Origin of the sequence: Salinicola tamaricis, from assembly GCF_003006155.1 — a bacterium.
In the GTDB taxonomy this organism is placed as follows: Bacteria; Pseudomonadota; Gammaproteobacteria; order Pseudomonadales; family Halomonadaceae; genus Salinicola; species Salinicola tamaricis.
In genome coordinates this window covers 3,801,307-3,814,503 of the sequence record NZ_CP023559.1, presented here as the reverse complement: position 1 = coordinate 3,814,503, position 13,197 = coordinate 3,801,307, and the positions used below count along the sequence as shown (strand labels likewise).

11 protein-coding genes are annotated in these 13,197 nt (G+C 65.1%); 4 read left to right on the top strand and 7 right to left on the bottom strand.

Features of this window, described 5'->3' with window-relative positions:
- Window positions 1-32: 32 nt before the first annotated feature.
- The 7 genes from CN538_RS17610 to CN538_RS17575 form a co-directional block, all read right to left on the bottom strand.
- A complete protein-coding gene (locus CN538_RS17610) occupies window positions 33-1,715 on the bottom strand; it encodes a methyl-accepting chemotaxis protein (protein WP_106420275.1) in 1,683 nt (560 codons plus the stop codon).
- A gap of 203 nt (window positions 1,716-1,918) precedes the next feature.
- Window positions 1,919-2,443: a methylated-DNA--[protein]-cysteine S-methyltransferase gene (locus CN538_RS17605; protein ID WP_106420274.1), complete on the bottom strand. Its 525-nt coding sequence runs from the start codon at window positions 2,441-2,443 to the stop codon at window positions 1,919-1,921.
- Window positions 2,440-3,915, bottom strand: coding sequence for an AlkA N-terminal domain-containing protein (locus CN538_RS17600; protein WP_106420273.1), 1,476 nt, complete (start codon window positions 3,913-3,915; stop codon window positions 2,440-2,442). The genes CN538_RS17605 and CN538_RS17600 overlap by 4 nt, the downstream gene beginning before the upstream one ends.
- Before the next feature lie 295 nt (window positions 3,916-4,210).
- Entirely contained in the window at window positions 4,211-6,352 is a 2,142-nt protein-coding gene (locus CN538_RS17595; protein ID WP_242495324.1) for a YjbH domain-containing protein, read from the bottom strand.
- Window positions 6,353-6,365: 13 nt separating this feature from the next.
- Window positions 6,366-6,785, bottom strand: coding sequence for a capsule biosynthesis GfcC family protein (locus CN538_RS17590; protein WP_129591407.1), 420 nt, complete (start codon window positions 6,783-6,785; stop codon window positions 6,366-6,368).
- Between the two features lie 447 nt (window positions 6,786-7,232).
- Complete coding sequence (locus CN538_RS17580) at window positions 7,233-7,907, bottom strand: YjbF family lipoprotein (protein ID WP_106420270.1); 675 nt, start codon at window positions 7,905-7,907, stop codon at window positions 7,233-7,235.
- Window positions 7,907-8,146, bottom strand: coding sequence for a hypothetical protein (locus CN538_RS17575; RefSeq protein WP_081918900.1), 240 nt, complete (start codon window positions 8,144-8,146; stop codon window positions 7,907-7,909). Before CN538_RS17575 ends, CN538_RS17580 begins: the two co-directional genes overlap by 1 nt.
- A gap of 1,109 nt (window positions 8,147-9,255) precedes the next feature.
- Between CN538_RS17575 and CN538_RS17570 the strand changes: the two genes are divergently transcribed.
- The 4 genes from CN538_RS17570 (at window position 9,256) to CN538_RS23525 (ending at window position 13,113) form a co-directional block, all read left to right on the top strand.
- The gene (locus tag CN538_RS17570) at window positions 9,256-10,419 is read left to right on the top strand and encodes a polysaccharide export protein (RefSeq protein ID WP_106420269.1); all 1,164 of its coding nucleotides are present in this window, start codon (window positions 9,256-9,258) and stop codon (window positions 10,417-10,419) included.
- 3 nt (window positions 10,420-10,422) lie between these two features.
- Entirely contained in the window at window positions 10,423-10,860 is a 438-nt protein-coding gene (locus CN538_RS17565) for a low molecular weight protein-tyrosine-phosphatase (protein WP_106420268.1), read from the top strand.
- Between the two features lie 143 nt (window positions 10,861-11,003).
- A complete protein-coding gene (locus CN538_RS17560) occupies window positions 11,004-12,539 on the top strand; it encodes a GNVR domain-containing protein (RefSeq protein WP_242495322.1) in 1,536 nt (511 codons plus the stop codon).
- Window positions 12,496-13,113 (top strand): polysaccharide biosynthesis tyrosine autokinase, encoded by a 618-nt coding sequence (locus CN538_RS23525; protein WP_242495316.1) that lies wholly within the window; start codon window positions 12,496-12,498, stop codon window positions 13,111-13,113. Before CN538_RS17560 ends, CN538_RS23525 begins: the two co-directional genes overlap by 44 nt.
- The last annotated feature ends 84 nt before the right edge of the window (window positions 13,114-13,197 follow it).

Genomic DNA, 13,197 nt, shown 5'->3' with positions numbered 1-13,197 from the left:
CGCGCTCGGGGCGAGGCCTGCCGGTTGCGATATCAGAAGGAGGTCCACTCTTGTTCAGGGCTCACGGAGTTTTTCGCCGATGGGCGTGGGGGGCGTTGCGGCGCGGCTGGCGCCGCAGCAGCTCGCCGAGGCGCGGGCAGGGCGGCTTCATCTGCCGTGGTGCTCAGCTTGAAACTTGCCAGCAGATCGTTCAGTAGTGCGACCTGATCGCGCATCTCGGAAGCCGCTGCACGCGACTGCTCTACCATCGAGGCATTGTGCTGGGTCATGCTGTCGAGGTCGGAGACTGCCGTATTGACCTGACTGATACCCACGCTCTGCTCTTTGGTGCCGGCACTGATCTCGGCGATGACGTCGTTGACGCGTCTGGCGCTGGCCATGATTTTCTTCATCGCCTCACCCGCTTCATCCACCAGCTCCGCACCGCTCTGGGTATGCGATACCGAGGTGTCGATCAGCTCTCGAATCTGGGTGGAAGCGGCGCTGGAACGGCTGGCCAGCGTTCTGACTTCCTGGGCGACCACCGCAAAACCGCGGCCGTGTTCGCCGGCGCGGGCCGCCTCCACCGAGGCATTCAGTGCCAGGATATTGGTCTGGAAGGCGATGCTGTCGATCAGGCTGACGATATCGCTGATCTGAACCGAAGACTGGCGGATATCGTTCATGGTGGCGATGACCGCCTGCATGGTTCGTTGGCCGACTTCGGCATCTTCCAGGGTCTCTTGTGTCAGGACGATGGCCTGCTGCGAAGAGTCTGCCGTATTTTTGACCGTGGCCGATATCTGCTCCATAGACGCCGACGTCTGCTGCAGGTTGGACGCCGCCTGCTCGGTCTTTGCGGCCAGGTTCGTGCTGCCATTGGCGATCTCATTCGCGGCGACATTGACTGACTCGGTACTGCTTCTGACATCTTGAAGAACACCATCGATACGCGCGATGAAATCGTCGACGCGGTTGGCGAGATCGCCGATTTCATCCTTTCTGTCACTAGCGATACGCGCGGTGAGATCGCCATCACCTTCCGAAATCTCGCGAACCCGTGCGGTAATCTTGCGCAATGCCTTGGACATCAGTACCGGTCCCGCGAACGCCAGGGAAACGGCACCAGTCAAAATCGCAAGGCTGAATATCATCACGAAGATGCCTTGCGTGTCGGCCCACTTCAGAACCTCCTCCTCGACCGCATGAACCTTCTTGAGTGTGGCGTTCTCAGCCACGTCTAAGATCTCTCGCATGTCGTTGAGCGCAGCGATGGAGGCACCGTCTGCCTGACGTATCGCAGCGGCAGTGTCATTGCGCCTTTGCAGGTTGAATGACTCTTCGGATGCCGCTCTCCAGGTCTGGTAGCGCGTACTGAAATCCTGTGTCAACTGGACGATGTCCGGGTAGTCTTGCATCAGCTTCTGGAAGGCGAGCATTCTGTCCTGGACCTGCTGGGCGTTCTCGCGATACGACGCTTCCAGTTCTGCCGCGGCGGGCGAGTCGGCGGGAGTCAAGAGATAGGCGAGCTCCGCCGCCCTGGCCTGATAGATGTCTCTATCGGCATTGAGCACCGTATTCGTTCCCTCGTTGAAGGTGTCGCTGAACTCCATGAGACGCGATTTCAGCGCTTCGATGAGACGATAATCCGCGGCACCGAGGATGATCAGTGCGATGGGAACCATCAAGAAAGCCAGCGTATATTTCACTCGGATTTGGTGTAGTTTTTCTAACATGGCATGGATCCCCTTCGTGGGTAGTAAGAAGGAAGGTAAGGCCCGTTGCCATCGTTAGTCGACTAGCGTTCTCGATTGTTTACACTTGTTGACAAATGGATTGCTCGGTTCGATCTCAGCCAGGCCAGCAGGGACTATCTGCCAGAAATTTTGCTGATTGCAATTCTCGTTTTCGAGGCCCGACGTGCGTGGTTATCTCGTCTCTAGTTCGCCATGGCGTGCCCCTCATGTCCCAACAGCCAGCGCTTGCGTTCGAGCCCGCCAGCGTACCCGGTGAGGTGGCCGTTGGCGCCGATCACCCGATGGCACGGCACCACGATCGCCAAAGGATTGCGACCATTGGCGGCACCCACCGCGCGGGTGGCGCTGGGGTGGCCGATGGCCTGGGCCTGTTCGGCGTAGGAACGGGTCTCGCCGAAGGCGATCGTGGTCAGCGCCTGCCATACACGGCGCTGGAACTCGGTGCCGGCGGGCGCCAGTGGTAGCTCGAAATGGGTGAGCTCGCCGGCGAAATAAGCGTCGAGCTGCTGTGCACAGCGCCGGGTGAGGGCACTCGGCCGGGCGTCGCCGCAGGCGTCGGTGACGAAGCCGACCCAGGTCAGACCGGCCGCGCTGGCGCGGATCTCGATCTCGCCCAGCGGCACGCCGGCGGGCGGGGTGTAGCGCTGGCACGCCTCGGCGTGATGGGGGAGCGGGCAGGGAGCGACGAAAGACAGCGATGCGTTCATATCACGGTATTCCACAGTTGTAGGGTGAGGTAGCTGCGCCAGGGTGCGGCGCGGGCGGGGTCGAGCGGCTGCGGTTGACGCGCCAGCGCACGGCGCAGACCGACATCGCCATCGAGCCAGACATCGGGATCGCTGAGGCCGCGGAAGGCTGCGACCTTGGCGGTCCAGGGCCCGATACCCTTGAGCCGCTGCCAGCTCGCAGGGTCGTCGCCGAGCTCGCCATCACGATAGGCGGTGGCGAATCGCTTCAGCGTCTCGCGCCGTGCCCCCGGCAGCTTGAGGAAGGCCAGATCGCTGGCGGCGATCGCTGCTGGCGTGGGGAAACGGCGGCGCCCGGCGTCATCCTGCTCGCCCAACTGGTCGATCAACTGCTGCAGCAGGCGGGTGGCGGCGGCAACCGAGATCTGCTGGCCGAGCACCGCGCGCACGCCTGCCTCGAACAGGTCCCAGACGCCGGGCAGGCGCAGCCCGGGACTCAGCGCGAGCCCCGGCAGTGCCGCGGCGAGATGGCCTTCGATCGTCTGGGTATCGGCATCCAGATCGAGCATCCGGCGCAGGCAGCGAATCACTTCGTCGAGCGCGGCAAGATCGCTCAGCGCCAGACTGACGGCAAAGGCGTGGCGGTCGGGCAGGTGACGTGCGGTGAAATATCCGGTGACCTCACCCAGGCGGAAGGTGCGTCCGAAGTGCTCGTCATCGATCCACTCCAGCCCCGCCAACTGGTGCAGAGCGTGGAAGTGGCGTAGACGCGCCCAGTCGTAGGGTGGGCGATAGGTGAGCGTGAGTGTCAGTGGCGCCTGTGAATCGCCACGCCGGCGGCGCACCGCGCTGGGGCTGAGATGTAGCTGGCGTCGAAAAGCGTCATTGAAGCGGCGCAGGCTGCCAAAGCCGCTGGCATAGGCGATATCGGTGATCGGCAATGCGGTGTCGTGGAGCAACTGCTTGGCGAGCAGGCACTGGCGATAGAGCGCGTAGGTCTTGGGCGATACCCCCAGATGACGCTGGAACAGCTGGCGTAGATAGCGTTCACCGATGCCCAGACGCTGACACAGTGCGGCCACGCTGCCGCGCTGCAGACTACCGGCATCGATCAGCGCCAGTGCCCGGCTCAGTGTGGTGTGGGTGCCGCGCCAGGCGGGTGAGCGGGGGGCGCTGTCCGGGCGGCAGCGCAGGCAGGGCCGGAAGCCCGCGGCGGCGGCGGCGATCGCCGAGCCGAAGTAGCGCACGTTCTCTTCGTGCGGGGGCATTACCGGGCAGATCGGGCGGCAGTAGATACCGGTGGTGACGACGCCGATGAAGAAGCGGCCGTCGAAGCGCGCGTCCCGGGCCAGGCGCGCCAGCCGGCACTGCTCGGGGGTGAGCGAGAACGGCGCTTCGAGTTCGCTCGCCTGGGGGCTGGAGGCGTCGAGCCGGGGGGTGTCGGGCAGAGGCGCGCTGACATCGGTCGCGCTGAGTTTGGAGGCGTCGTGCATGGATACGAGTCCGGCGAGCCGCAGGTGACCCCAGTGTAGCGCCTGGAAGCACGCGAACTCGCCGGATTCGGCACCCTACGCTTTGTCTGAAAAATGCCTGCGCTCGTCCATACGGCGTTAAAAATCGGCTGGAGCGCCAGCCCGAGCTCGGTGCCCCCGTCAAAATGCTCATTTACACCCCGTAAACTGGAGCGCCAGCCCGGTCCGTTTTCGCCGATTTTTGCCTTAGCTGCGCGCCCCGGCCTTGCCTTCGCTCGTCGACTTTTCAGACAGCACCTGGTGAAACACATCGTCTTCAGGGCTCATCCCACACCCGATCGTAATCCTGCCAGTAGTGCCCCATCTCGCGATCCTGGGTCAGCCCGTAGAGGGTGTAGCGCCGCGCCAGGCGCGCCCCGCCGTCGCGGGTCAGCGGCTGCCAGGCGATAGTGGTGGCGTTGCGGCTCGAGGTATCGAAGAAGGCGTCGAACGGAATCGAGACGTAGAAGCCCTTGTCGAAGCTACCCTCGCCGTAGTCGTCGCCGGCATCGGTGAAGGTCGACCACGCACCCACGCGTACCCCGGAGTCGAACTGGCGCGAGAGATCGAAGGTGACCCCCAGGTCGCCGGCCAGATAGCGCCCCACGCTGACCTGTGCGAGCACGTCCTCGACCCCGGTCTCGATATAGGCGGTGGCGTGCCCGGTCCAGGTCGAATAGTCACGCAGGCCGAAGCGCTGATCGAAGTCGCGCTGCTTGACCCAGTTGAGATCGACGCCGAAGGCGACCGGGCTGTCGAAGGGGCGATAGAGCACCTCACCGCCGCCGCCGGCGTACATCATCTCCAGCAGGCCGGCGTAGGCCATGCCGTACCAGTTTTCGCCCAGGCGCGCGGTACGCGTGTACTGCAGGTTGTAGATGCCGAGGCTGGTCTGGTCGAGATAGTCGCCGATGTGCGTGCGCACCCGCGGCAGCTTGGAGTCGGCGATGTAGTCGTAGCGGTCCAGGTTGTCGAACAGATTGAGCGCCAGCTGGCCACTGAACCAGCCGTTGGCGTCGGTGCGGTAGTTGGCATCGAGCTTGGCGTAGAGCTGGTAGAGGAAGCCGTCCGGGCCCCCGATGTTCTGGTTGAGACCCGGTGCCAGCTGCCAGTCGAAGCCTGCGAGATCGTCGGTGTAGAGCTGCTCCCCGTCCGGTGCGCCGTCGTCGGGCCGGGTCAGGGCGGAGGCGTAGAGTCCGTAGTGATACTGTTGATCATAGGCGGCCGAGGCGGCGGCGCGACGAAAGGCGTGGCGGTCGTGAACGTCGTCGCGCAGGCCCATGCCAGCGCTCTGCCAGCGGTAGCGGTAGGTGTCGATGTCGTCGGCGGTGCGGTTGTTGAGGATGCGGTTGGCGCGCCCCTCGCTGACCAGCAGCGAACGGTAGCGGGTGGCTTCCGCCTCGACCACCAGCTCGTCATCGCGCCGGGTGATGCGGTGCACGCGCATCCCGGCATTGGCCTGAAGGTCGCGGCTGACTGCCTGCCAGTCGTCGGTGGTGCGCGACGGCGGCTCGGCCACCGTGACCGGGTGGGGGTCGCCGGTCTTGGCCTGGCTCGCCCCGGCCAGATTGGCACTCAGGGTGAGGCCGAGCATGGCGGTGTCGCCGCGTTCCCAGCCCGCCGCCAGCGAGAGGTGCTCGCCGAGGCGCCAGCGCGCGCCCAGATTGAGCGGCGAGCGCTGACGCTGGGGGTTGTCGAGGGGCTCCGAGCGATAGTCGTTGCCGTCGTACTCGAGCTGCAGCGTCAGCGGCTCCCACGGGGTCTGGTATTCGACCCCGCCGAAGACGCCGATATCGCCGCTGAACAGATCGCCGAACTCGAAGTCGCCGGCCTCTTCCGGGTTCTCGCTGCGGCGTGAATCGAAGCGTCCGGAGAGCGCCGAGAGTGGGTTGCCGAGCCCGCCACCGGCGCCCAGATAGCCCCAGCCCAGGCCCAAGGTGAAGTCGAAGTCGTTCCAGCGCTTGCTCGCCACCAGGTATTCGCTGCCGAACAGCCCGGTGCCGCCGAAGTCGCGAAAGCCGAGCGCCAGCGCCGGCATGTAGCGATCTTCTTGATGCAGCCTGAGCTTGAAGTCGATGCCCTTGTCGAGGTAATCCCGCTCGGCGTCGCCGGAGGCGCGGTAGTCGCGGTTGCCGATCGAGGTGTAGCGAAAGCCTGCCTCGAGCCAATCCATCGGCTGCACGCTGACCTGATAGCGTGAATAGGGCGAGACGTGGTTGTAGTGCAGCGAGATCTCGCCCAGCGGTGCCATGCGCGCACTGGGTGTCTGCATCAGGCCGACACCCCCGAAATCGCTCTGTGCGGCGCCGAGCTCGGCGATGGCGTGGGGCGCGGCGCCAAGCAGCAGAGGCAGCGAAAGCCCCATGGCGGGAGTCGCACGGCGCAGCGTGCGGGAACGGCGGGAGATCGGAAGCATCATGCTCGGGGCGTCGTCAGTCGGTGGCGGTGGTCAGGCGTGAAGCGGCGTCCGGGGTGAAGGTACGGCAGATATCACCGGGCAGGCGCGTGGCCAGAAAGTCAGGCAGGCTGGCGTCGACCCAGCGGGCGCTCACCTCGTCCAGGGGAAGTTGCAGCACCACCCGGCTACCCGGTACCAGCGTGGCCGATTCATGGTTCCACGCTGCCATGCCGAGACGCCGTATGCCGCCGCGCGGGTCGATCAGCGCTAGGTGCTCGCTCTGGGCGCGGGCGGACTCGGGCAGCGCCTCCAGCAGCGTCTCTGTGGTCATGCCGGGGCGCCAGTCGAGCCGCGTTACCCCCCGGGGCGTCCACGCCTCGACCCAACTCGGTGTCTCGCACCAGCCAAGGCGATCGAGATCGGCCAGTGCCGGCATGTGGCGTGGATGTGCCATCAACCAGGTGGGGTCGACCCGCCCCCGGAATGCGCCCGGGTGCCGTGGTAGCCAGCGCCTGCGACCACGCGTCGAGTCCGCTGGCCAGTCCCGTCTGGCGCTGCAGCCGGGCCTGCATGGCGAGCGCATCGAGTTCGGCGCGCAGGCGCCGCTGCGTCTGGCGCGTCGAAACATCGGTGCGCTCGGCACCCACATAGGCGAATGGCCAGTTCACCCGATCTTGGCGCGATAGCGCCGACCAGGCCTCCAGCAGTGTCGTTGCCGTAGCCGTTCGGCCCTCGATCTCGATGGTGACGGGGGCCTCGTCGGCCGGCGGCGCGGCCGCGGCATCCAACGCGAGTGCACCCAGCGCCAGCAGGCCCAGCGCAAAGGGGAGAGGGGATCGCATGTGTCGGTCATGTCCCTGACGGTGGATAGGAGCAGCGTGCCGATCCTTCGGCATGTCGTTCACCAGGGGCGGGCGATCTGCCAGGTCAGTGTCGGTGCGTCCGGCCACGGCTGGCCCGCATAAGCCCACAGCCGGCGATCCTCGGGATCGCGCCACAGTGTCGCCTCGGTGATGGCGCCGCCAGCCCAGTGCGATATTTCCTGGCAGCGCGCCAGCCGGCGCCGTGTCAACGGTAACTCCACCGCTGCCGGTGCCGCGCAATCGAGCGCTACACGAGCGCTGTCCTGATGCAGATTACCCTCGGTATCCTGCCACTGACGCTCGATCCGGTAGTGCGCTTCGCTGCCCGGACGACGCCACGGATAGGGCGGTGGCGGTGTCTCGTCAGCGCCGAGAATGCGCGTACCCAGCAGCTCGTCGCGCAGCCCGGCGCTGGCCACCGGATAGCCATCCTCGAGTGCCAGCGTCGCGCCATCGCGAAACTGCCAGTAGGTGGTCATGGCCTGCTGGCTGGCCAGCACTACCAGCCCACCGTGGCCGTCCAGGTCCAGCGCCAGCGAGGCATAGGGCATGGCTGCAGCCTGGGCCGCCAGGTCGGGGCCGCGCAGGCTGGCGATGACGTCACTGGGCGAGCGCTGGCTGCCGATAGTGCAGCCCGACAGCGCCAACGTGAGACCGATGAAGAAGACCGCCCGAGGGCGGCCTTCCCGGCAACGCTGAGCCAATACGCTCATCAACGTGTGCCGGTCGTACCAGTGGTGCCGGTGGTACCGGTACCACCACTTCCATCGCTGCCACCAGCGGCGGCCAGCGCGCCCACCGAAGAGGCGGTCGTGCTGGCGCCCACGGCCGAGGCCGTCGACGCGCTGGCGGCGGTGCCCACGCCGGCTGCGCTGCCCGTGGCGACTTCCTGGGCTGCAGCGAGCGAAGAGACCGCCATGAAGGCGACTGCCAAGATGGCTCGCTTCTTCATAGATAGCTCCTGGTTGAGTGGAAAGATAAACGAGTGCGATTGACGCCTCGCCCGTGGTCCGAAGACCGACGACATTCTTGCCAATATTATGCGGCGGGGCAATCGGAAGTTGTCAAATTATCGGCGCCAATAAGTTTGCAAATAGGAGGGCGCGAGAATGGCGCTCATTGTAGCCGGGCGCCGGTCATGGCATTGAGAAGGGAATCGCGAGTTATTGTTACGAGACAGTGACCGTAGGCGGTGGTGCGGCGACGGCAAGGGGGAGTGATGCGTGTCGTTTGGCAACGTTTTAACGGGTTTTGTAAAAACCTAAGTCGAGTTGTCAGCGATTGGCGACAGGGGCATGTGTCGCTGGCGGGCGTGCACCAGAAAGGGCCGATTAGCGGGCAGAGGTGCGACATTATCACGCCGCGCTGTGAGGGGAAGTAAGACCAAAGCCCAAGCCGCCTGATGTGGTCTCTGTAGGCCTGCAAGTCATTGAAAATTGGTTTCAATAGTCTCTCTTTCGACGGCGTTCAGCGGTGTCGCTGGACACGCACGGTGACGCTCGAGGGTTCCGATGCCGCCCCTGTCGGGTGTTTGCCACAGATAACCTGTCGCCATTTCGTTACAGCTGGCTAACGCGAAGGTGGGCATCAAATACGCAAGAAAATGATTTTTCACCGAGGCCATGCGGTCTTGCCCGTGGTTGCGTAATTAAAATGTTTCTGAAAGGTGTCTTTTTATGAAGTTGGCACGGCTTTGGCATTGCTTGATTGAAAGCGGATTGCCGCGAAGGATAGCCCAGCTTAAATCGCGCCTGATTAGGGCGATTTATCGGATTAAAAATTGCATGAAGGGCTTCGGGGAATGCCATGGCAACCTCGGGGCGGTAGCGTGTTTAAATTTAAATTTGCCGAGCCTGTCTCTCTTTTGACGTATCGAGTCAATGCACTGATGCCGCCCAGGCGGCGTCAGCCAGATAGGGATTCAGGGGCAAGGAAAATGCTGCCGCAGGCAAGCGGCGTCGAGCGACAGGGATGGCGGGAATGGCAGAGGCGAGCGGGATGAGACGCAAGAGTCAAAGGGTGGGGGTGGCCGCAGTCTGGCCGGCGCGAGGCAGATCTCTGATGAGAACGGCCGGCGTTGGCAGAGGCCTTGCCGGTCTTGCTGCACTGCTGCTGGTTACCGGTCTCAGTGGTTGCGCCTTCGCCCCCGGCAGCCACATCGGCTATGAGACCGATTCTGCACCCATCGACGATCTGGTCGATGTCGAACCGATCACGCTGGGGCTGATTCGGACCCAGCAGGCGGGTACGGTGGGTGCCGCAAAGCCCGATCCGTCGGCGCTCAGCCACGCCGTCCAAGGCGCTGACAAAGCGTCGCCGGCCTCGTCCTATCAGTATCGCGTCGGCGTGGGCGATGTGCTCTCGGTGACGGTCTATGACCACCCCGAACTGACCATTCCCGCTGGTGGCGAGCGTCCCAGCAGTGAGTCCGGCAGCACCGTCGGCAGTGATGGCACCATCTTCTACCCCTATGTGGGTCGAATGAAAGTGGCCGGGCGCACCGTGGATGCCGTGCGCGACGAGCTGCAGCGGCGGCTGACGGCTTACATCGCCTCACCGCAGGTCGACGTCAAGGTGGCCGGTTTCAATTCCCAGAAGGTCTATGTCACCGGTGAGGTCGACAAGCCCGGGGTCATGCCGGTGACCAACGTGCCGCTGACGCTGCTCGATGCCATCAATCAGGCGGGCGGCATGCGCGAGAGTGCCAACTGGCATGACGTGGTGCTGACCCGTGGCGACGAGATCGAGCATATCGATGTCCACGCCATGCTCCAGGACGGCGACCTCAGCGCCAACCACCGCCTGCGCGACGGCGATGTGGTGCACGTCCCCGACCTGGGCAACCAGAAGGTGTTCGTGATGGGGGAGGTGGTCGATCCGGTGTCACTGCCGATGGGCAACTCGCGGCTGTCACTGACCGATGCGCTCTCTCAGGCTGGTGGCATGAACGAGGCCGAAGCCGACGCCAAGGGTATCTTCGTGATCCGCCAGGCGCCGGCCGACAGCGGCAAGCTGGCGACCGTGTATCAGCTCGACGCGCGCAACGCCACGGCGCTGGTGCTGGGCACGCAGTTCATGCTCCAACCCACCGACATCGTCTATGTCACCGCCGCGCCGCTGAGCCGCTGGAACCGGGTGATCAACCAGCTCACCCCGACCATCACTTCGGTCTATCAGGTGACCCGTGCCACGCGCGATTTCGATGAACTCCGGGACGGTAACTGAACGATGTTCCAGCGCATTCTGGTGGTCTGCATCGGCAACGTCTGCCGCAGCCCGGTGGCGGCGGCGCTGCTGCGCCAACGCTTCCCCGGGCGCCAGGTCGAGTCCGCGGGGCTGGGCGCACTGGTCGGCCAGGGCGTCGATCCACGCGCTCGGCGGCTGGGCGAGCGCGAAGGCCTGACGCTCGATGGCCATATCGCGCGCCAGCTCGATGCCGACATGCTCAAGGACGCCGATCTGGTCCTGGTCATGAGCGAAGGGCAGCGCCGGGCGATCGCCGAGCGCGATCCGGCGGCCACGGGCAAGACCCTGCTGTTCGGGCGCTGGCTCGCCGAGCCCGAGATCCCCGATCCCTATCACAAGAGCGAGAGCGCCTTCGCGCACGTCCATGGCCTGATGGTGAGCGCTGCCGACGGCTGGATCGGCAAGATGCCGGAACGATGAAAGGATGCAAGGACCCACGATGACTCACGCCTCGAACCCTCAGTCGGGAACTCAAGCCTCGACGCCATCGGCGCGCGCCGCGTAGCCACGAAGAGATCGATATCCGGCGCCTGTTCGGGATTCTGGTCGATCACAAGAAGTGGGTGCTGGCGAGCGTTGCCGCCTTTGCCCTGCTGGGGCTGATCTATGTCAGCGTAGCGACTCCGATCTATCGCGCCGATGCGCTGGTGCAGATCGAGAGTTCGTCACCCGGCAGCAATCCGCTCAAGGAGGTCTCGACGCTGCTGGGCCAGGAGCCGCCGACGCTGTCGGAGATCGAGATCATCCAGTCGCGCATGGTCCTGGGGCGTGCGGTCGATCTGCTCAACCTCGACATCTCCGTGGCCCCGGTGACGCTGCCGGTGATCGGCGGGCTGCTCGAGCGCCAGAACGTGTCGCGGCCTGGCTTCGCCGCCGGCTGGCACTACGCTTTCAGCGGTGAGTCGATCGCGATCAGCGAGATGCCGGTGTCCGATGCCTACGAGGGGCAGCCGTTCCGGCTGCGGGTGCTCGACAGCTATCGCTACCGCTTGTTCGATGCCGACGGCAATGACCTGGGCGAGGGCAAGCTGGGCGAGCTGAGCAACTTCGCGCATGGCGGCGTGGCGCTGCGGGTGACCTCGATCGACGCCGGTGCCGGCGCCACCTTCGAACTGCGCCACGGTTCGCGCCTCGCCGCCATCAATGGCCTGCGCGGGCGACTGGCGGTGGCCGAGGCGGGCAGCGAGACCGGTATCCTGAGCTGGAGTCTCACCGGCACCGATCCGCAGGAGACCGAGAAGACCCTCAACACCATCGCCGATATCTATTACTCGCAGAACGTCCAGCGCCAGTCCGAGGAGGCGCGCAAGAGTCTCGAATTCCTCGACGGTCAGGTGCCCAAGATCCGCGCCCAGGTCGATCGTGCGGAGGAGAAGCTCAATCGTTATCGCGAGTCCCAGGACAGCGTCGATCTGTCGCTGGAGACCAAGTCGGTGCTCGACCGTCTGGTCAATCTGGAGGCTCAGCTCAACGAACTGGAGATGAACGAGGCCGAGATCGCTCAGCGCTTCACCAAGAGCCATCCGACCTACCAGGCGCTGCTGGAGAAGAAGGCCCAGCTCCAGCGTGAGCGAGCGAATCTCGATCAGCAGATCAAGGCGATGCCCAAGACCCAGCAGGAGATCCTGCGTCTCAAGCGCGATGCCGAGGTCAACAACGAGATCTACGTGCAGCTGCTCAACAAAGTGCAGGAGACGCGCATCGCCGAGGCCAGCACCGTGGGTAATGTCCGCGTGCTCGACTCGGCCCAGGTCCAGGCGACCCCGGTGGCGCCCAACAAGCCGCTGCTGCTGGCGGTGGCGGTGATCGTCGGCCTGATCGTCGGCGTCGCGGGGGTGTTCCTGCGTGCGCTCTTCCATCGTGGTATCGAGACCCAGGAGCAGATCGAGGAGACCGGGCGTCGGGGGGCGCGACGGTGCCGCGTCGGACGAGCAGCGCAAGCTCAATCGCCGCGAGCGGCGGGGCCGCCGTGGCACGCGGCGCGATCCGCGCCACCCGCAGGGGCTTTTGTCGCTGCGCAATCCGGCCGACGTGTCGGTCGAAGCGCTGCGCGGCTTGCGTACCAGTCTGCACTTCGCGATGCTCGAAGCGAGCGATAACCGCCTGATGATCACCGGTCCCAGCCCCGGCGTGGGCAAGAGCTTCGTCAGCGTCAACCTGGCGGCGGTCTGCGCCCAGGCCGGGCAGCGTGTGCTGCTGGTCGATGCCGACATGCGCAAGGGGCAGGTGCACAACGTCTTCGGCGCGACCTCGGAGTCGGGGCTGAGCGACGTGCTCGGTGGCCGGCTGGCGCTGGATGAGGTGATCCGCGGGGTGGACGAGTGCGAGGGGCTTAGCTACGTGGCGCGGGGTACCGCGCCGCCCAACCCCTCGGAGCTGCTGATGGGGCCGCGCTTCAGCGCGTTCCTCGCCGCGGCCAGTGAGCGCTTCGATCTGGTGATCGTCGACTCACCGCCGATTCTGGCGGTCACCGACGCTGCGATCATCGGCAAGCAGGTCGGCACCTCGCTGATGCTGGTGCGCTTCGAGCGTAATCCGGTCAAGGAGCTGGAGCTGGCGATCGGTCGTCTGCGCACCGCCGGGGTCGAGCCGCGCGGTGCCATCCTCAACGCGGTCGAGCGCAAGGCGGCAACCGCCTACGGTTACGGCTACTACCACTACAACTATCAATGATCCCGCGAGCCGCCATGAAACCCACTACCGTCGACGCCGCTGGAGCCCGGTGCCAGTCTCGTCCGGCGCGGCCAAGGTTTACGA

What these genes read in the sequence shown, in the direction of transcription:
- CN538_RS17605 (WP_106420274.1), bottom strand. Translation starts at nt 2,443, where the DNA reads ATGAACGCATCGCTGTCTTTCGTCGCTCCCTGCCCGCTCCCCCATCAC.
- CN538_RS17600 (WP_106420273.1), bottom strand. Translation starts at nt 3,915, where the DNA reads ATGCACGACGCCTCCAAACTCAGCGCGACCGATGTCAGCGCGCCTCTG.
- CN538_RS17570 (WP_106420269.1), top strand. Translation starts at nt 9,256, where the DNA reads ATGAGAACGGCCGGCGTTGGCAGAGGCCTTGCCGGTCTTGCTGCACTG.
- CN538_RS17610 (WP_106420275.1), bottom strand. Translation starts at nt 1,715, where the DNA reads ATGTTAGAAAAACTACACCAAATCCGAGTGAAATATACGCTGGCTTTC.
- CN538_RS17580 (WP_106420270.1), bottom strand. Translation starts at nt 7,907, where the DNA reads ATGAGCGTATTGGCTCAGCGTTGCCGGGAAGGCCGCCCTCGGGCGGTC.
- CN538_RS17575 (WP_081918900.1), bottom strand. Translation starts at nt 8,146, where the DNA reads ATGAAGAAGCGAGCCATCTTGGCAGTCGCCTTCATGGCGGTCTCTTCG.
- CN538_RS17590 (WP_129591407.1), bottom strand. Translation starts at nt 6,785, where the DNA reads ATGGCACATCCACGCCACATGCCGGCACTGGCCGATCTCGATCGCCTT.
- CN538_RS17595 (WP_242495324.1), bottom strand. Translation starts at nt 6,352, where the DNA reads ATGATGCTTCCGATCTCCCGCCGTTCCCGCACGCTGCGCCGTGCGACT.
- CN538_RS17565 (WP_106420268.1), top strand. Translation starts at nt 10,423, where the DNA reads ATGTTCCAGCGCATTCTGGTGGTCTGCATCGGCAACGTCTGCCGCAGC.